Source organism: Pseudarthrobacter xylosi (genome assembly GCF_055412765.1).
Map to the genome: position 1 here is coordinate 50417 of NZ_JBVAYT010000013.1, position 19346 is coordinate 69762.

Below are 19346 nucleotides of genomic sequence, written 5' to 3' on the forward strand. Positions count from 1 at the left end.
CACAAAAGGAGGGGCTCCCCGCGGGGAGCCCCTCCTTTTGCGCTTACTTGCTGATGCTTAGTGGGCCGCTGCTGTGCTGGCGGCCGACGGCGACGGGCTGGGTGTGGCGGAACCGGTCGGTTCGCTCCCTGCCGGCAGGTATTCCTTGTACTCCGAGAGGGAAGCATCCAGGACGGGGATCTGTACAGTCTTGCTCACGTTAGTGCCGTCTTCGGTGACCTTGACGTCCACCAGAGAACCGGCGATACCGCCGCTGGTGCTGAGGATGGCCTCATCCGTGGAGTCATTGAGCAACGTGTAGGAGTTGGCTTTCACCGGCACCTGCGTCTGCGACCCCTCGGCACCGTTGACCGTGAGCTTGACGTCCTTCGAAGAGGAGTTGTAGACGGCGCCGAGCAGGCGGCCGGGCTTGTCTTCGCCGGCGGAGACAATCAGCATGTTGCGCAGCTGCAGCGGACCCAGGTCGGCGCGGATACCGTCCGATGCCGCGTACTGGTGAGAAGTCTGCTGGGGGTTGATGTAGCCACAGCCTGTCATCGTCGCCAGGACGAGGGCCAGGGATCCTGCCGCCAGTGCCAGTTTGCCGCCCTGGGCCCGGTTCATCGCAGTGAAACGCACGTCACGTACTCCTTGAGAGTCTTGAAACATTATTCAGCCATAGCCTAACGGCAAACCGGGCCAAACGAGGATTCCGCGCGGTCATATTGCCCTTGGCAGCGAGCCGCGCATGCACTATTATCTGCATCCGTCAAGGGGTCCAAGGGGGTCTATTCTGCCCATTTTCCGCGTATTTCCGGGGTTCCGGGGCCGGTTCGAGGCCAGGCATATGCCTGAATCGTGATAAACTGGTCTGCGGGAAAGGGGAATGTTTACATGGTATTTGAGGTCGGCGAGACAGTAGTTTACCCTCACCACGGTGCTGCAAAAATTGAAGAAATCAAGATGCGCACTGTCAAGGGCGAAGAGAAAATGTATCTCAAGCTCAAGGTGGCTCAGGGTGATCTGACCATTGAAGTTCCAGCAGAGAACGTTGACCTTGTTGGGGTTCGCGACGTTGTGGGCAAAGAAGGTTTGGAGCACGTATTTGACGTGCTGCGGGCCGAGTTCACAGAAGAACCCACCAACTGGTCACGCAGGTACAAGGCAAATCTGGAGAAGCTTGCATCCGGTGACGTCATCAAGGTAGCAGAGGTCGTCCGCGACCTTTGGCGCCGCGATCACGATCGGGGCCTTTCCGCAGGTGAGAAGCGCATGCTGGCCAAGGCCCGGCAGATTCTGATCTCTGAACTTGCTCTGGCTGAAAAGACCGACGAAGAGAAGGCAGCAAGCGTTCTCGACGAGGTCTTGGCTTCCTAAGAATTGAGCCCCGGGGGTACGCAAGTGCCTCCGGGGTTTCTTTTTGCCCTTTTTCGGGCCACGTCCGGTGCGCCAGGCGCGTCCTTCGGGCGGGATTCGGGCGGGATTCGGCCGGCCGGGCAGGCGGACACGTAGGCTGGACAACATGAACAACGGACTTCCCCGCCCCGTCACCGCCGTCGTTATAGTGGCTGCCGGTTCCGGCGAACGGCTGGGTTACGGCATGCCCAAGGCGCGCGTGCCACTGGGGAGTGACACCATCCTCACGCATGCCCTCCGGGGTGTTGCCGCCGCCGGCGTTGCACGCCAGATCTGTGTGGCCCTGCCGCCCGGCGATACCGTCCTGCAGGACTTGTGCGCGGCCTTCGCCGAGGAGCTGCGGGCGGGGCATGACGGCAATCCGGAAAACCCGCTTCCCGCGCTGACAACGGTCGACGGCGGCGCCACCCGTGCCGCGTCCGTCCGGTCAGCGCTGGCCGCCTTGCTGGACGGAACCGAAGCCGTCCTGGTCCACGACGCCGCCAGGGCGCTGACGCCCGAGTACGTCTTCCACCGCGTTGTTGATTCCCTGGCTGCCGGCGCCGTTGCAGTGATTCCGGCAGTGCCCGTGGTGGATACGGTGAAGATGGTTGCCCCCACCACCGGTGACGACATCAGCATCGCCCCGGAACTCGTGACGGGGACCGCCCCGCGGGAAGAGCTCCGTTCGGTCCAGACACCCCAAGGGTTCCGCCTCTCCACGCTGATCCAGGCCCATCAGGCGGCGTCGGGCTTCGACGAGAAACAAGCTGCCGCGGTCACGGACGACGCCATGCTGGTGGAACTGCTGGGCGTTCCGGTGCACGCGGTGCATGGCTCCACGCAGTCATTGAAAATCACCACGCCGCTGGATCTGATCATTGCCGAAGGGCTGCTGGAAGGCCCACTGGGCATCCGCTGGGTGGAAGGCTGATCATGAGTGAAACCAAGATGATCCTGCCCCGCACGGGTATTGGCCTTGATGTCCATGCCTACGCCTCCGAGGACCTTCCCCGTCCGCTGTGGCTGGGCGGGCTGTTCTGGGAAGGCGAGCGTGGCTTGGCCGGGCATTCGGACGGGGACCCGGTGGCCCATGCCGCCGCCGACGCCCTGTTCTCCGCCGCCGGCATCGGGGACCTCGGTACGCACTTCGGCACCGACCGCCCGGAGTTCGCCGGCGCCTCCGGCGTCACGCTGCTGGCCGAGGCGGCCAAGATTGTCCGTGCTGCGGGCTTTGAGATCGGCAATGTGGCTGTGCAGTTCGTGGCTACCCGGCCCAAATTCGGCCCACGGCGCGAAGAATCCCAGCGTGTGCTGAGCGAAGCGGCAGGGGCCCCGATCAGTGTCACCGCCACCACCAGCGATGGACTGGGTTTTACTGGCAGGGGCGAGGGCATTTCCGCCGTGGCCACCGCTTTGGTCTATCCGCGCTGATTCACCGCGCTGATTCACGCCGGGCTGTTCATGCCGGATATCGCGTGGGGCCGGCGCACAGGCCTTTTCCGCTAATCTGGAGCGGTGACTCTCCGCTTCCATGACACCGCTGCCGCCGAAGTCCGTGACTTCGTTCCCCTCGTCCCGGGAAAAGCGAGCCTGTACTACTGCGGAGCCACCGTGCAGGGCATGCCGCACGTGGGCCACATCCGCTCGGCGATTGCCTTTGATCAGCTCACGCGCTGGCTCGAGTACCGGGGGCTGCGGGTCACCGTGGTCCGTAACGTCACGGACATCGATGACAAGATCCTTGCAAAATCCGCCGAGTCGTTCGCCCCGGACTTCGACGCCGGCCCGGACACCGCCCGCGAGGAGGAATGGTGGGCACTGGCGTACCGCTACGAGCAGGCGTTCCTGCAGGCCTACGACACGCTCGGCGTTGGCCGCCCCACGTATGAGCCCCGGGCAACCGGCCATATCCCCGAAATGCATGCGCTGATCCAGCAGCTGATCGACCGGGGCCACGCCTACCCGGCTCTGGACGATTCCGGCGACGTCTACTTCGACGTGCGCTCCTGGGACAAGTACGGGTCCCTTACCCGGCAGAACATTGACGACATGCAGGGTGCCCCGGACGCCGATCCCCGGGGCAAAAAAGACCCCCGCGACTTTGCGCTGTGGAAGGGCTCCAAAGAAGGGGAGCCGACGACGGCGAGCTGGGCCTCGCCCTGGGGCGCCGGACGCCCGGGCTGGCACCTGGAATGCTCCGCCATGGTCACCAAGTACCTCGGCACCGAATTTGATATCCACGGCGGCGGACTGGACCTGCGCTTCCCGCACCACGAAAACGAGATGGCCCAGTCCCAGGCAGCGGGGCACGGTTTCGCCAACTTCTGGATGCACAACGGGATGGTGACCTACCAGGGCGAAAAGATGTCCAAGTCCATCGGAAACACCATCAGCCCTTCGGAGATGCTGGACCTCGCGTCACCGCGGGTGGTCCGCTACTACCTCGGGCAGGCCCACTACCGCTCAGTGCTGGACTACCGCCCCACTTCGCTGGAAGAAGCGGCGGCCGCCGTCGATCGCATCGACGGATTCCAGGCGAAGGCCGTAGCCCGCTTGGGTACCGATTTCGGGTTTGTGGCTGGTAACTTCGGCCCGTCCACGGACGCTCTCCGCACTTTCGAGGCGGCGATGGATGACGACCTGAACGTCCCGCGCGCCTTGGCGGCCCTGCACGAAACGGTACGCGCCGGCAACAACGCCCTCGCAGCGGGCGACGACGAAGCGGGCCGGCATGCGATGAACGCGGTCATGATCATGACCACTGCTTTGGGGCTAAACGCTGTTGCAGCGCCCCACACCGGTAACGTCCGGGAATCGGCCGCCCTCAACGTCCTGGTGGAAGCCCAGATCGCTGCTCGCGCGCAAGCCCGGGCAAGCAAGGACTGGGCTGGTTCCGACGCCATCCGCGACATGCTGAAGGCGGCCGGCATCGTCGTCGAAGATGGCGCGGATGGCGCTACCTGGAGCCTGCAACGGGACTGAACCGGCGATTTTACTTGATTCAGTAGACTGGTAAGCAGACTCAGTCAAACAATCAAGGGTGGAAAATCATGGCCAACAACGGTCGCCGGTCGGTCAAAGCAAAGAAGGGGCCAACCATCGGAACCGGTGGTCATGGCCGCAAGGCCCTGGAAGGCAAGGGTCCCACGCCCAAGGCGGAGGACCGCCCGTACCATAAGGCGCACAAGAGCAAGCAATTGGCCGAACGTTCGGCCGCCAAGCGCGGCACGGGCGCGCGCAGCGCCGGCGCCTCCCGCTCGGGCCCTAAGGGCCGCGCCACTGAGGAAGTAGTCACCGGCCGTAATTCGGTTGTCGAAGCCCTCCGCGCCGGGATCCCTGCGAAGGCCCTGCATATCGCCATCCGGATTGAAATGGATGACCGCGTCAAGGAGTCGCTGAAGATCGCCGCCGAACGCGGCATCCCACTGCTTGAGACCGGCAAAGTCGAACTGGACCGCATGACGGAAGACGCCGTGCACCAGGGCCTGGTCCTGCAGATCCCGCCCTACGAGTACCAGGACGCGTATGACCTTGCCGTGGAAACCGTGGACCGCTGGAAGAAGGGCCACGTAGCCAACGCGCCGCTGTTTGTCGCCCTGGACGGCATTACGGACCCGCGCAACCTCGGGGCCATCATCCGCTCCGTCTCGGCCTTCAACGGCCACGGCGTCATCGTGCCGGAACGCCGCTCCGTGGGCGTCACGGCGTCCGCCTGGAAGACCAGCGCAGGCGCTGCCGTTCGCGTTCCGGTGGCACGTGCGGGCAACCTGAACAGTGCCCTGAAGCAGTTCAAGAACATGGGCATCTTTGTCCTGGGGCTCGACGGCGACGGCGACGTTTCGCTGCCCGACCTCACCCTGGCCACGGAGCCCGTCTGTATTGTGGTCGGTTCCGAGGGCAAGGGCCTGAGCCGCCTGGTCCGCGAAAACTGCGACCAGATCGTCTCCATCCCGATCAACTCCGCCATGGAATCGCTCAACGCGTCCATGGCCGTTGGCATCTCGCTGTACGAAATCTCCAGGCAGCGCGCCGTCAAGTAGTCCTCGGTGCGGCGCACGGGGCGGAACGGCGGACATCGTCCGCGTGCTGCTCCTTCGTCGCCCTGACGCACGCTTCCGGATGCCCGCCGTTCCGCGAACGCTCTCTCACCTTTGGTGGGATAAACAGCAACGCTCTCTCACCTTTTTCGGTGGGGGAGCGTTGCTGATTCTATAGAGTTCCCGGCGGTATGCCCGGCCCCTTGGATGACGTCATAAAAGCGGCAGTGCAGCTCACCAGCCGCTGGCCGTTACCATGGACATGATGGTCATGCCGCTTTTCGATACCGCTTCCACCAAGGATGCCTCTTCGGCATATCCGCTCGGTGTTAGCGTCCCGCGCCCGGGATCGGGAGCTGATTACGGCGTGCAGTCCAGCGCAAACGTGGCCGTGTTCGCCCCGGCCGTAGAGGACCTCGAGATTGCCTACAAGGCCCCCGGCGGTGATTGGCATCTGCAGACCCTGCCCAACGTCACGCATGGCGTGCACCACGGAATTGTTGAGAATTTCCCGTACGGATCGCTGTACGGATTCCGCGCCACGTCCAAGACCGAGACGCTGCCGCTGGCGGTCCCCACCGTGGACCTGGACGACGACGGCGGGCAGCCTCTTCTGCTCGATCCTTACGGCCGGGCGGTGGACCAGCGGGAAGGGTTCCTGACGAGCGTCCGAATGGCCGGCGATTTCGACTGGGGCAACGACGAACGGCCCCGGACGCAATGGCGGAACACCATCATTTATGAGGCCCACGTCCGCGGCCAGAGCATGCTGCATCCCGATGTCCCCGAGGAACTGCGCGGAACGTATGCCGGAATGGCCCATCCGGCCATCATCGAACACTTCAAGAGCCTGGGCATCACCGCTGTCCAGCTGCTCCCGGTGCACTTCCACCTCGATGAAATGCACCTGCAGAACCTCGGCCTGACCAACTATTGGGGCTACAACACGGCAGCGTTTTTCGCACCGCATGGGGTTTATGCCTCTCAGGCTGCGCAGGATGCCGGACCGCACGCCGTCCAGGACGAGTTCAAGGGCATGGTCAAGCTGCTGCATGCGGCAGGACTTGAGGTGATTCTCGACGTTGTCTACAACCACACCGCTGAGGGCGGTCCGGATGGCCAGGCCATCAGCTTCCGCGGACTCGGCGAGGACACGTACTACCGCACGGATGGCCACGGGAAGTACATCGACACCACAGGCTGCGGCAACACCCTGAATTTCGGTCAGCCCCGGGTGGTCCAGCTGGTGCTGGATTCACTCCGGTACTGGGTGGACGAATTCCACATCGACGGCTTCCGCTTTGACCTGGCAGTGACGCTCTGCCGCAACGCGGACAACGACTTTGACCCACGCCACCCGTTCCTCGTTGCCGTGGCCGCCGATCCTGTGTTGTCGGACGTAAAACTGATTGCCGAGCCTTGGGACGTCGGCTATGGCGGCTGGCAGACGGGACGGTTCCCGGGCGGCTGGGTTGACTGGAACGACCACTTCCGGGACGGCGTCCGCTCCTTCTGGCTGGCCGACCGTGCGGCCATCGAGGCTGGCGGCCACGGCGGGTCCGTGGCGCGGCTGGCTGATGCCTTGTCCGGATCGGCCGGGCTGTTTGAAGCGTCGGGCCGTTCCAGGCTGGCGTCAGTCAACCTCATCACGGCACACGACGGCTTCACGCTCAACGACCTTGTGTCCTACGACCGCAAACACAACGAGGCCAACGGCGAGCAGAACCGGGACGGGCACGGGGACAACCGCAGCTACAACCACGGCTTTGAAGGCCGGAGCGAGGATGAGGGCATCCTGGCGCAGCGGGCGCAGTCCCGGCGGAACCTCATGGCGTCCCTGATGATTTCCCTCGGCGTGCCCATGATCACCGCCGGTGACGAGCTGGCACGCACGCAGCAGGGGAACAACAACGCCTACTGCCAGGACAACGCCCTGGCCTGGCTCGACTGGACCCGCACACCGGAATCGGCCGAGATGCTCCGCAGCACCAAGCGCTACGTCCGGCTGCGCAAAGAGTTCCTTGCAAGCCAACCCCATGATTTTCCCGCCCGGGATGAGCAGTCCTATATCTACTGGTTTGATCACTCCGGACAGCCCATGTCCATGGACCAGTGGAATGATCCCCGCCACCGGGTGATGCAGCTCCTGCTTGGCTCCGACGACGGCACGGTCGCTGGCCTCGTGGTGGTCAACGGCAGCGCCTCCGATGTGAATATCACCCTCCCGGAACTTAAGAACGACGACGGAACGCTCCACAGGATTTTCGAACTCCGGTTGACCACGTCGCCGCTTCACGAGCTTCGCCAGGGCAGCCGGGTGGCGTCCGGCGAGACGGACCGCATCGAGGCGAACTCGATCAACATCTACCGCACGTAACTGCGGAGGGGACCCAAATTGCGCAACCGCTCCATCGCCCTGCTGCTGAGCGGGCTGCTGGCCCTTGCGGTGTTCGTTTTCGGTGGCCCTGGACTCCTGGAAGCTCTAACGGGAAGTACGACGCCGGCAGCCAGTTCCAGCGCGGCCCCGGTCCCAGGGGCTCCCATCCCGCGTCCGGCGGAGGTTCCTGGCCCGGCGGTGGCTCCCGCCAACCCGTCCGGCCTGCCCGCAATCAAGGAATCCCAGCTGCCGGCCGAAGCCCGGACCACCCTAGCCGCGATCCGTGCCGGCGGCCCCTACGGCTACAACCAGGACGACAAGACGTTCGGCAACTTCGAGCGCATTCTCCCGCGGCAGGAGTCAGGCTACTACCGCGAGTACACCGTGCTGACCCCTGGCGAATCCGACAGGGGAGCCCGCCGCATAGTAGCTGGCTCCGAGGGCGAGAAGTACTACACCCAGGACCACTACGATTCGTTCAAATTCATCGCAGAAGGCAGCTGAACACTCTCATGAAGATTTACTCCGCCGATACCTGGACCATCGAAGAACTGCGGAAACAGGTCGCGGACGCCGGCCGTCGAAGCCTGGTGGTGCCCGCCGCCGACAGCAAGAGGGCTGTCTTGGAAACCTTTGGCGAAGTGCTCGCCTTCCCGGAGCATTACGGGGTGAACCTGGACGCCCTCAACGATTCACTGCACGATTTCGCGGACCGCCTTGGCGAGGACGGGAGTGCCCCGGTCACCATCCTCTGGCAGGTGGCCGCAGCGTTCCGCGGGGACCGGTCCTTCGGGATCATTTGCGAGGTCCTCCAGGATGCCGAGAGCTACGCCGGCCGTGACCTGGTGGTCACGGCCGTACTCCTCTAGTCATACCGGCCGGCATCAGGCGTTGACGATCAGCCCCAGCTCGGCTTGGGAAGCCAGCGCCTCGTGCCGGGGCAGTACGCGGACGGTGTAGCCGAAAGGACCCGACCGGTCAATAAGGAGCGAGCCGCTGAACAGGTGGCGCCCGTCGCCCAGGTCCTCTTTCGAGCTCAACTCCACCAAGGTGACGTCCGTCAGGGTGTCGCTTTCCTCGGCGCGGCCATAGGCCACCTCCACTGAAACATCCTCCGGCGACAGGGTGTGCAGTGCGATATAGGCATTCACCTGCAAAGTGTCCCCGATCTGCGGATCCTCGGAAACTCCAACGGAGTCCACATGTTCAACGTGAAGCAGGGGCCACGCTGACCGCACCTTGGCCGTCCATGCCGCCAGGATGCGGGCCTGGGCAAAGGAGTCTGCAACGGCGCGGCGTCCAGCCTCGGCTGCGGGGCGGTAGAGCAGGTTGACGTAGTCGTGCAGCATACGCTCGGCGGAAACGGCCGGGCCCAGATGGGAGAGCGTGTGCTTGATCATCGACACCCAGTGCGTAGGGACTTTCTCGGTGCCGGTTGTGGACGGTCCGGCCGCACCTGCGTTGTCTGACACCGTGTTCCCGTAAAAACGAGGCGACACCTGCGTTTCCAGGAGTTCGTACAGCGCCGCCGCTTCGATGTCGTCCCGCTCTTCGGGGGATGCGTCATTGTTGGCGGTGGGGATCGCCCAGCCGTTCTCGCCGTCGTACATTTCGTCCCACCAGCCGTCCATCACCGAAAGGTTCAACGAACCGTTGATGGCGGCCTTCATGCCGGAGGTGCCGCACGCTTCCAAGGGGCGGAGCGGGTTGTTGAGCCACACGTCGCAACCCGGGAAGAGCGTCCGGGCCATGGCAATGTCGTAATTCGGCAGGAAAGCGATGCGGTGGCGGACCTCGGGGTCGTCGGTGAAGCGGACCAGGTCCTGGATCATCTTCTTCCCGGCATCATCTGCGGGGTGGGACTTTCCGGCGATCACGAGTTGGATCGGGTGCTTCGGATGCAGCAGCAACGCCTTGAGCCGGTCCGGTTCGCGAAGCATCAGTGTCAGGCGCTTGTAGGTGGGGACGCGCCGGGCGAATCCGATGGTGAGGACGTCGGGGTCAAGGACGCTGTCGGTCCAGCCCAGCTCTGCGTCGGCAGCGCCGCGCTTCTTCCATGCCGCCCGGAGCCGGCGGCGTACGTCTTCCACCAGTGCTGTGCGCATTTCACGACGCAGCGCCCAGACGTCGGCGTCGCTGACGTTGTAGGCAAGGTCCCAGCGGCCCATGGCTTCGGCCTCGGAGCCGAACTGTTCCCGCGCGAGCCGGGAGATGCGCCCGTCCACCCAGGTGGGCACGTGCACACCGTTGGTCACGGACGTGATGGGCACCTCGGAGTGGTCAAAGCCCGGCCACAGCGCCGAGAACATCCCGCGGGACACCTCGCCGTGCAGCTTGGCGACGCCGTTGGCCCGCTGTGCCAGCCGGAGCCCCATGACGGCCATGTTAAAGACTGACGGATTGCCGTCGGCGTAGTTTTCCCTGCCCAGTTCAAGGATCCGGTCCACCGGTACCGCGGGCGCAAGCCCCGCCTGGAAGAAGTGGTGGATCTGGGAAATCTCGAAACGGTCGATGCCGGCCGGAACGGGAGTGTGGGTGGTGAAGACCGTTGAGGCCCGGCCAGCGGCGAGGGCTTCGTCGAAGCTGAGGGCGGCATCGCCGGCCATCAGTTCCTGGATGCGCTCAATACCGAGGAAGCCGGCGTGGCCCTCATTGGTGTGGAACACCTCAGGCGCGGGGGTTCCGGTCAGCTGCTGGTACGCGCGCAGCGCCTTGACTCCGCCCATGCCCAGTAGGAGCTCCTGCTGGAGCCGGTGGTCGCCGCCGCCGCCGTAGAGGCGGTCGGTGATGCCGCGGGCGGCATCGTCATTGCCGGGAACGTTGGAGTCCAACAGCAGCAGGGGAACGCGTCCGACGTCGGCACGCCAGATGTGTGCCAGCAGCCGGCGCCCGTTGGGGAGCGGGAGCGAGATCTGCAGGGGCCGGCCGTTGCCGTCGGCGGACGGCTCACGGAGCAGTGTGAGGGGCAGGCCGTCCGGATCAAGTACCGGATAGGTCTCCTGCTGCCAGGCGTCGCGGGAGAGGGACTGCTTGAAGTAGCCGGCCTGGTACAGCAGGCCCACGCCGATCAGGGGCACGCCGAGGTCCGAGGCGGCCTTGAGGTGGTCGCCGGCCAGGATGCCCAGGCCGCCGGAGTACTGCGGCAGGACTTCGGTGATGCCAAATTCGGGAGAGAAGTACGCGATGGCGGCGGGGGCATCTTCGCCCAGGCCCTGGTACCAGCGGGGCTGCTCAAGGTACCGGTCGAGGTCCTCGGCGGCGGCCCGGACATGGTCCACCACCGTCTGGTCGGCGGCGAGGCGCTGGAACTCCTCGCGGCTGACCCGGCCCAGGAAACTGATGGGATCCTGGCCGGATTCCTCCCAGATGCGGGGGTTCAGGGCGGCGAAAAGTTCACGGGTGGGCCGGTGCCAGGACCAGCGCAGGTTGGTGGCCAACCGGGCCAGCGGCCTGATGGGTTCCGGGAGGACTGTTCTGACGGTAAATCTGCGGATTGCCTTCACCTGCGCCACACTAACTGACAACATCAACGTCTGGAACCGCTTTGGCTTTCTTTTAGGTAAATGACAGTTGGCGTGGCGGATAAGTCGAATCGCGGCGACGAAAAGCAGCGCAGGCTTAGCAATTTGGACCATTTCTCGCTAACGTCGAGGCTGTGACGACTAACTCAGTAACCCCTGCCGCCTCAAAGAAAAAGCCGAAAGGCAAAATCACAGACGGGCTAAGATTTGGCCGTTTCCCGATCACTGCCGTGCAGCCTGCAGTGGAAGGTGGAAAGTATCCTGCCAAGGCCTTGCCTGGGGAGGGAATTGTGGTGGGCGCCACCGCGTTCCGCGAAGGGCATGATCAGCTGGGTGTCAGCGCCGTCCTCCTGGATCCACGGGGGAAGGAACGCCAGCGCGTCAGGCTGGCACCGCCCAAAGGGGAACGCGGCCTCGGCACGGACCGCTGGGAGGGCATCCTCACGCCGTCGGGCGTTGGAAACTGGACGTTCTTCATTGAGGCGTGGCACGACCGCTACGGAACCTGGCACCACAACGCCGAGGTCAAGGTAGCCGCAGGTATTGACGTGGAGCTGATGCTCGCGGAAGGTTCGGCGCTGCTCTCAGAAGCGGCCGCCGACGCCTCCCGGAATGCGTCGGACCGGCGCACCCTGCGCATGGCGTCTTCGATCCTGGCCAACGGGTCCCTGACTGATGAGGAACGCCTGGCAGCCGGCTTCGGCGCCGACGTCGCCGACGTGGTGGACCGCCAGCCGATCCGCGAACTGGTCACCTCTTCCGAGCAGTTCCCGCTGCTCGTGGAGCGCGATCTTGCAGGCCGCGGAGCCTGGTACGAATTCTTTCCCCGGTCCGAAGGCGCCGTCAAAGACGCCGCCACCGGGGCCTGGACGTCCGGGAATTTCCGGACCGCAGCGAAGCGGTTGGACGCAGTGGCGGAGATGGGCTTCGACGTGCTCTACATGCCGCCGATCCACCCCATTGGCATCCAGCACCGCAAGGGCCCCAACAACACCCTGATTGCCGGCCCACACGACCCCGGTTCGCCCTGGGCCATCGGCGCCAAGGAGGGCGGCCACGATGCCATCCACCCGGAGCTCGGCACGTTCGAGGACTTTGACGCCTTTGTTGGCCGCGCCAACGAACTGGGCCTGGAAGTTGCCCTGGACCTGGCGCTGCAGGCCGCCCCGGACCACCCTTGGGTACAGTCCAACCCGGAGTGGTTCACCACCCGGGTTGACGGGAGCATCGCGTATGCGGAAAACCCGCCCAAAAAATACCAGGATATTTTCCCGCTCAATTTCGACAATGATCCGGAAGGGCTTGCCAAGGAAATCCTGCGGGTCGTGTTGCTGTGGGTTAGCCATGGCGTGAAGATCTTCCGGGTGGACAATCCGCACACCAAACCGGTGTGGTTCTGGGAATGGCTCATTGGCCAGGTCAACAAAAAGACCCCCGGCGTGGTGTTCCTCGCGGAAGCGTTTACGCGGCCCGCCATGATGCACGCCCTGGGCCGGGCGGGATTCCAGCAGTCCTACACCTACTTCACGTGGCGGAACACCAAGAAGGAACTGGAAACCTACTTCGCGGAGGTCAGCCACGAGTCGCCGGCGTACTTCCGGCCCAACTTCTTTGTCAACACGCCGGACATCCTCACGGAATACCTGCAGTTTGGCGGTCCGGCGGCGTTCAAGATCCGCGCTGCATTGGCCGCCACGGCCAGCCCGCTGTGGGGGGTTTATGCCGGCTACGAGCTCTATGAGCATGTTGCCCGCCCCGGTGCGGAAGAGTACATCGACAACGAGAAATTTGAGTACAAGGCCCGTGACTGGGACGCTGCCGCGGCCTCGGGCCGGACCCTGGCGCCGTATCTGACCAGGCTCAACGCCATCAGGCACAGCCACCCGGCGCTGTTGGACCTGCAGAATCTCACGGTCCACCAAAGCACCGACGACGCCACGGTGGTGTACTCCAAACACAAGACCCTGCCGGACGGCACGAAGGACACCATCATTGTGGTGGTCAACGTCGATCCGCACGGCACGAGGGAGAGCACTATTTCCCTGGACCTGGCTGCCCTTGATCTTGACCCCGAGGACCTGTCGCCCAACGGCGGGTTCCGGGTGGAGGACCTCATTTCCGGAGAATCCTGGGAATGGGGCGAATATAACTACGTCCGCTTGGATGCGCACGTTGAACCCGCACACATCCTAAGCGTGAGGAGATTGCATCAGTGAGTTTTAACCCGCAGAGTTCCAGCCAGCATTTCACCCCCAAGAGCACATTTGAGCTACATGCGCCGGGCCTGGCCCACGATCCGCTCTGGTATCGGAAGGCTGTGTTCTATGAAGTGCTGGTACGGGCCTTCGCGGATGCGAACGGTGACGGTTCGGGCGACTTCACCGGCCTGATCGACCGGCTGGACTACCTGCAGTGGCTCGGCATCGATTGCCTGTGGCTCCCGCCGTTCTTCCAGTCACCGCTGCGTGACGGCGGCTATGACATTTCGGACTACAACTCCGTCCTGGATGAATTCGGCACCATCAGCGACTTCAAGCGGCTGGTGGCCGAGTCCCATGCCCGCGGCGTCCGGGTCATCATTGACCTGCCGCTGAACCACACCTCGGACCAGCACCCCTGGTTCCAGGAGTCGCGCAAGGACCCGGACGGTCCCTTCGGCGACTTTTACGTGTGGAGCGATACGGACGAGAAGTACCAGGACGCCCGCATCATCTTCGTGGACACCGAGGAGTCCAACTGGACCTTCGACCCCATCCGCCGGCAGTTCTTCTGGCACCGCTTCTTCGGCCACCAGCCTGACCTGAACTTTGAAAACCCCAAGGTCATTGAAGCGCTCTTCGACGTGGTTCGTTTCTGGCTGGACCAGGGCATCGATGGGTTCCGGGCGGACGCCATCCCGTACCTCTTCGAGGAGGAGGGGACCAACTGCGAAAACCTGCCGGCCACCCATGACTTCCTGCGCAAGCTGCGGGCCATGGTGGATGAAGGCTACCCCGGCCGCGTCATCATCGCCGAGGCCAACCAGCCGCCCAACGAGGTGGTGGAGTACTTCGGAACAGCCGAAGAGCCCGAATGCCACATGGCCTTCCACTTCCCCATCATGCCGCGCCTGTATTACGCCCTGCGTGACCAGAAGGCCGCTCCGATCATCGAGACCATGCATGACACCCCGGAGATCCCCGAAGGGGCGCAGTGGGGAACCTTCCTGCGTAACCACGATGAACTGACGCTGGAGATGGTCACGGCCGACGAGCGTGCGGCGATGCTGGGCTGGTACGCGCCGGACCCCCGGATGCGCGCCAACATCGGGATCCGTCGCCGGCTTGCACCGTTGCTGGATAATTCCCGGGCCGAGATCGAACTGATCAATGCGCTGCTGCTGTCGTTGCCTGGCAGCCCTTTCCTGTACTACGGGGACGAGATCGGCATGGGGGACAACATCTGGCTAGATGACCGCGACGCCGTGCGTACCCCCATGCAGTGGAACCCGGACCGGAACGCAGGATTCTCCAACGCTGATCCCGGCAAGCTCTACCTGCCGGTCATCCAGTCGCTGGTGTACAACTACAACATGGCCAATGTGGAAGCCGAGGCCGCGCACTCCGGTTCGCTGCTCCGCTGGACCCGGCAGATCCTCAGCGTCCGCAAGAACCACCCTGTCTTCGGACTGGGCGCGTTCAAACATGTTGAAGCGGACCACGACGCCGTGGTGGCGTATCTCCGGGAACTTTCGGATGACAACACTGCGGGGCTGCCCGGCGAAACCATCCTGTGCGCCTTCAACCTTTCGCAGCACCCTGTCGCGGCAAAACTGCGGATTCCGCAGTTTGCCGGCCGCGGATTGCGCGATGTGTTCGGGGGGCAGCCGTTCCCCGGGATCGACGACGACGGAACGCTGACGCTGACCCTGGGAAGTCATGACTTCTTCTGGCTGCGGATCCGCTCTGCGACGTCCAACCCGGCCTCACCGTACACGCAGGCACTGCCCATCCTGTCCATCGAGAACTGATATGGCCCAGCCCACTCTCACAGCCACACTGAGCGCTGTCCTTCGCGAATGGCTTCCGCGGCAGCGGTGGTTCCCCGTGAAGACAGCCGATTTTTCGCTGGAACAGGCAGGCAGCCTGAGCCTTGAGGATGCCGCCGGGCAGGCGCGGCTGGAGATATTCCTGCTGGCGGTTGCCTCCCGGACGGCCGACGGCGGTCTCCGCACTGACGTGGTCCAGGTCCCGCTGAGTTACCGTGCAAGTCCGCTTGCGGGAGCGGAGCGGGCACTGGTCGGCCAGGCTCCTGAGGCTGGCATGGCGTGGATCTACGACGCCGTGCACGATCCTTCCTTTGTGTCCTCCTGGCTGGAGCTGATCCGGTCTGAAGCAGGCTCAAGCACAGGCTCGGCGACTGGCCACCGCACCCGGTCGGAGCACAGGTTGCCTACCGCGCACGGAATGGTCAAAGTCCTCTCCGGCGAGCAGTCCAACAGCTCGGTCATTGTTGACGACGGCGAATCCGCGGCGATCGTGAAATTTTTCCGCGTTCTCTCAGAAGGGGTTAATCCTGAGGTTGAGGTAGGGGCGGCATTGACCGCCCAGGGCACCTTCGAGGTTCCGGCCACGTTGGGGTGGGTCCGCGGCGAATGGCAGACGCCGGCGTCATCGGGGCTCCCGACACAGGCGCCATCGCAGGGCGAGCTTGCCGTTGCCCACGAATTCCTCGCCGGCGGCCGTGATGCCTGGCGCCTGGCCGTGGATGCCGCGCGCACCGGCGCCGATTTCACCGCCGAAGCTCATGCCCTGGGCGCCGCCACAGCCACTGTCCACCGCCGGCTGGCGGAAGCGCTTGGCACGGCAGCTGAACCGGCCCCGGGTCAGGTTATTGCGCCCGGAGTAGCCCAGCGGGTCCGGCAGGCATGGGCGGAAGCCGGTGCCGCCGTCGGGCCTTACGACGACGCCCTGGAGGCGCTTGTCGGCGAGCTCGACGGCGTGCCGGCGGGGCCGCTGCAGCGGATCCACGGCGATCTTCACCTCGGCCAGATCCTGCAGGTCCCCGGCCACGGCGCCGGCCCGGGCCGGTGGGCCATCCTTGATTTTGAAGGTGAGCCATTGCGGCCCATCGCCGAACGCAACTTTCCCGACGTTCCGCTCCGCGATGTGGTGGGAATGCTCCGCTCATTCGACTACGCGGCAGGCGCGGCAGAACGCGAATATCAGGGCGCCCGCGTGCCGGCGTCCTGGGTGGATGATTGCGCGGATGCGTTCCTTGCCGGCTATGCCGTAGTCACACCCGGGACCATCGACCGGACTTCACCGCTCTTTGTGGCATTGTGGCTGGACAAGGCCCTTTACGAAGTCGTTTATGAATTGCGCAACAGGCCTGACTGGCTGGCCATTCCCACGAATGCATCCAGGCGGCTCCTTAGCGTTAAAGGCTCCGGCGATCAGGCCCGAGCAGCATCGGAAGGTATCAAAATGACAGGCTCAGCACGTACAGACCGGCCCCGTGTGCCCCTACACGTGGACCCGGAAACCTTGACCCGCGTGGCGAACGGCGAACACCACGCCCCCCACTCGGTTCTTGGTGCCCACCTGGACGACCACGGCCACGTGACTGTCCGGACGGTCAAGCACCTCGCCGAGGCAGTGAACGTGGTGACCGCCGGTGGTGCGGTGCCAATGACGCATGAGGACAACGGTGTTTGGGTGGCAGTCCTGGAGCCGCTGCAGGCCGGCCACGTGCCCGACTATCGGCTGGAGGTCACCTATCCCGGTGCCGCGCCGCTGACCGTGGATGAGCCGTACCGCTACCTGCCCACCGTGGGTGAAGTGGACCTGCACCTGATCGGCGAGGGCCGGCACGAAAAGCTCTGGGAAGTCCTTGGCGCACACGTCCAGCACTACAAGTCCTCCCTTGGCGACGTCGACGGCGTCTCCTTTGCTGTCTGGGCGCCGAACGCGCAGGCGGTCCGCGTCAAAGGCGACTTCAACGCCTGGGACGGCCGGCAGAACTCACTCCGCTCGCTGGGATCCTCAGGCGTGTGGGAAGTCTTCCTGCCGGGTATTTTAGCAGGGGCGTGCTACAAGTTCGAGATCAAAACCAGGAGCGGCCACTGGGTCGAAAAGGCCGACCCCCTGGCCTTCGGCACCGAGGTCCCGCCGCTGACGGCGTCCAGGGTGGTGGAGCAGTCGTATGCGTTCAAGGACGCCGAGTGGATGGAGGCACGCGCCCAGCGTGACCCGCACAATTCGCCGATGAGCGCCTACGAAGTCCACCTCGGATCCTGGCGCCTCGGCCTGGGCTACCGTGAGCTCGCCAAGGAGCTGGTGGACTACGTCAAATGGCTGGGCTTCACGCACGTTGAGTTCATGCCCGTGGCCGAACATCCCTTCGGCGGTTCCTGGGGCTACCAGGTGACGTCCTACTTTGCGCCGACCTCGCGCTTTGGCCATCCGGACGAATTCCGGTTCCTGGTGGATTCCCTGCACCAGGCCGGGATCGGCGTGCTCCTGGACTGGGTCCCGGCGCACTTCCCCAAGGATGCCTGGGCACTGGCCCAGTTCGACGGCGAACCCCTGTACGAACACGCCGACCCGAACCTGGGCGAGCACCCAGACTGGGGAACGCTGATCTTCGACTTTGGCCGCACCGAGGTGCGGAACTTCCTGGTCTCCAACGCGCTGTACTGGCTTGATGAGTTCCACATCGACGGGCTCCGGGTTGATGCAGTGGCGTCGATGCTGTACCTGGACTACTCACGCGAAGAGGGGCAGTGGTCACCCAATCGCTTTGGCGGACGCGAAAACCTGGAAGCCATCTCCTTCCTCCAGGAAGTCAACGCCACGGTCTACAAGACCCACCCCGGCGCGGTAATGATCGCCGAAGAGTCCACAGCCTTCCCCGGAGTCACCGCTCCCACCAGCCACGGCGGGCTGGGCTTCGGGCTCAAGTGGAACATGGGGTGGATGCACGACTCCCTCAAGTACGCATCCGAGGAGCCGATCAACCGAAAGTGGCACCACGGTACGGTGACTTTCTCCATGGTCTACGCGTTCACGGAGAACTTCCTGCTTCCCATCAGCCACGACGAGGTTGTTCACGGTAAGGGCTCCATGCTCCGGAAGATGCCGGGGGACCGCTGGCAGCAGCTGGCCAACCTGCGCGCCTTTTTTGCGTACCAGTGGGCGCACCCGGGCAAGCAGCTCATTTTTATGGGCACCGAATTTGGCCAGGAGGCTGAATGGTCCGAGCAGCATGGACTGGACTGGTACCTGGCCGATATTCCTGCGCACCGCGGAATGCAGCTTCTCACCAAGGACCTCAACGAGATCTACAGCTCGACGCCGGCCCTGTACGCCCGGGATAACGAGCCGGGTGGTTTCCAATGGATCAACGGTGGGGATGCCGACCGCAATGTCCTGACGTTTGTCCGCTGGGACAAGGAGGGCAATCCGTTGGTGTGCGCCATCAACTTCTCCGGAGGTCCGCATGTGGGCTATGCCCTCGGCGTTCCCGCTGCCGGGGCCTGGACCGAAGTGCTGAACACCGATGCTGCGGCCTATGGCGGTTCGGGTGTCCTCAATGGCGGCGAGCTGATTGCCCTGGACGAAGGGCTTGACGGCCAGCCGGCAATGCTGACCGTGACGCTGCCGCCGCTGGGTGCGGCGTACTTCAAGCCCGTTCCTTTGGCAGCAGGCTGACTGATTCGTGTGAACCCGCTCTCTTAAGTGCGGGGCGAAAAGCCCGGAATTCCTTGGGATTCCGGGCTTTTTGCTGCCCTCGGGGTAGGGCTGCAGGGGACTCCATGGGGCCTGGTTGGTCATCCCGGCAAAGTGGTGGTAGAGTTTATTTCCGCGCTGCTCCACAGAGTCAGACCGAAAAAACCGACACGAAAGCCTTAGGCTGACGAAGTCGCGGATGTCGGTTTGACAAGATGGAGAACAGCCGGTAAGTTTGAAAAGTTGCTCCGGAGCGATCCACGGCCGATTGGTTGTGGTGGTGCCGGGTGTGTCTGTTGTTTGAGAACTCAATAGTGTGCCAAGT

At 64.1% G+C, this 19346-nt stretch carries 13 protein-coding genes; 11 read left to right on the forward strand and 2 right to left on the reverse strand.

Going from position 1 to position 19346, the window contains the following annotated elements; all coding sequences use genetic code 11:
• Positions 1-57: 57 nt before the first annotated feature.
• The gene (locus ACZY1F_RS20225) at positions 58-603 is read right to left on the reverse strand and encodes a hypothetical protein (protein ID WP_463944230.1); all 546 of its coding nucleotides are present in this window, start codon (positions 601-603) and stop codon (positions 58-60) included.
• 270 nt (positions 604-873) lie between these two features.
• On the opposite strand from ACZY1F_RS20225, the gene ACZY1F_RS20230 reads away from it, so the two are divergent.
• The 8 genes from ACZY1F_RS20230 to ACZY1F_RS20265 all read left to right on the forward strand — a co-directional run bounded on the left by ACZY1F_RS20230 (position 874) and on the right by ACZY1F_RS20265 (position 8660).
• A complete protein-coding gene (locus tag ACZY1F_RS20230; protein ID WP_026266570.1) occupies positions 874-1356 on the forward strand; it encodes a CarD family transcriptional regulator in 483 nt (160 codons plus the stop codon).
• A 145-nt stretch (positions 1357-1501) separates the two neighbouring features.
• Complete coding sequence (gene ispD, locus ACZY1F_RS20235; RefSeq protein WP_463944219.1) at positions 1502-2308, forward strand: 2-C-methyl-D-erythritol 4-phosphate cytidylyltransferase; 807 nt, start codon at positions 1502-1504, stop codon at positions 2306-2308.
• Positions 2309-2325: 17 nt separating this feature from the next.
• Positions 2326-2808, forward strand: coding sequence for a 2-C-methyl-D-erythritol 2,4-cyclodiphosphate synthase (gene ispF / locus ACZY1F_RS20240; RefSeq protein WP_463944231.1), 483 nt, complete (start codon positions 2326-2328; stop codon positions 2806-2808).
• 84 nt (positions 2809-2892) lie between these two features.
• A complete protein-coding gene (cysS, locus tag ACZY1F_RS20245) occupies positions 2893-4359 on the forward strand; it encodes a cysteine--tRNA ligase (protein WP_463944220.1) in 1467 nt (488 codons plus the stop codon).
• Positions 4360-4427: 68 nt separating this feature from the next.
• Positions 4428-5417 carry a 23S rRNA (guanosine(2251)-2'-O)-methyltransferase RlmB gene (gene rlmB / locus ACZY1F_RS20250; protein WP_463944221.1) on the forward strand — a complete coding sequence of 330 codons (990 nt, stop codon included), beginning with the start codon at positions 4428-4430 and terminating at the stop codon, positions 5415-5417.
• Positions 5418-5679: 262 nt separating this feature from the next.
• On the forward strand, positions 5680-7791 hold the full coding sequence (gene glgX / locus ACZY1F_RS20255; protein ID WP_463944222.1) for a glycogen debranching protein GlgX: 2112 nt from the start codon (positions 5680-5682) through the stop codon (positions 7789-7791).
• Between the two features lie 18 nt (positions 7792-7809).
• On the forward strand, positions 7810-8295 hold the full coding sequence (locus tag ACZY1F_RS20260) for a guanyl-specific ribonuclease (RefSeq protein WP_463944223.1): 486 nt from the start codon (positions 7810-7812) through the stop codon (positions 8293-8295).
• Between the two features lie 8 nt (positions 8296-8303).
• Positions 8304-8660, forward strand: a complete 357-nt coding sequence (locus tag ACZY1F_RS20265; RefSeq protein WP_463944224.1) for a barstar family protein — start codon at positions 8304-8306, stop codon at positions 8658-8660.
• Between the two features lie 15 nt (positions 8661-8675).
• On the opposite strand, the gene glgP is transcribed toward ACZY1F_RS20265, so the two are convergent.
• On the reverse strand, positions 8676-11294 hold the full coding sequence (gene glgP, locus ACZY1F_RS20270) for an alpha-glucan family phosphorylase (RefSeq protein ID WP_463944225.1): 2619 nt from the start codon (positions 11292-11294) through the stop codon (positions 8676-8678).
• 152 nt (positions 11295-11446) lie between these two features.
• Between glgP and ACZY1F_RS20275 the strand changes: the two genes are divergently transcribed.
• From ACZY1F_RS20275 to ACZY1F_RS20285, 3 genes are read left to right on the forward strand one after another with little or no spacing between them, the layout of a single operon-like run.
• Positions 11447-13528 carry an alpha-1,4-glucan--maltose-1-phosphate maltosyltransferase gene (locus ACZY1F_RS20275; RefSeq protein WP_463944226.1) on the forward strand — a complete coding sequence of 694 codons (2082 nt, stop codon included), beginning with the start codon at positions 11447-11449 and terminating at the stop codon, positions 13526-13528.
• Positions 13525-15321, forward strand: coding sequence for a maltose alpha-D-glucosyltransferase (treS, locus tag ACZY1F_RS20280; RefSeq protein WP_463917592.1), 1797 nt, complete (start codon positions 13525-13527; stop codon positions 15319-15321). The genes ACZY1F_RS20275 and treS overlap by 4 nt, the downstream gene beginning before the upstream one ends.
• A 1-nt stretch (position 15322) precedes the next feature.
• Positions 15323-19003 carry a 1,4-alpha-glucan branching enzyme gene (locus ACZY1F_RS20285; protein WP_463944227.1) on the forward strand — a complete coding sequence of 1227 codons (3681 nt, stop codon included), beginning with the start codon at positions 15323-15325 and terminating at the stop codon, positions 19001-19003.
• Positions 19004-19346: the final 343 nt, after the last annotated feature.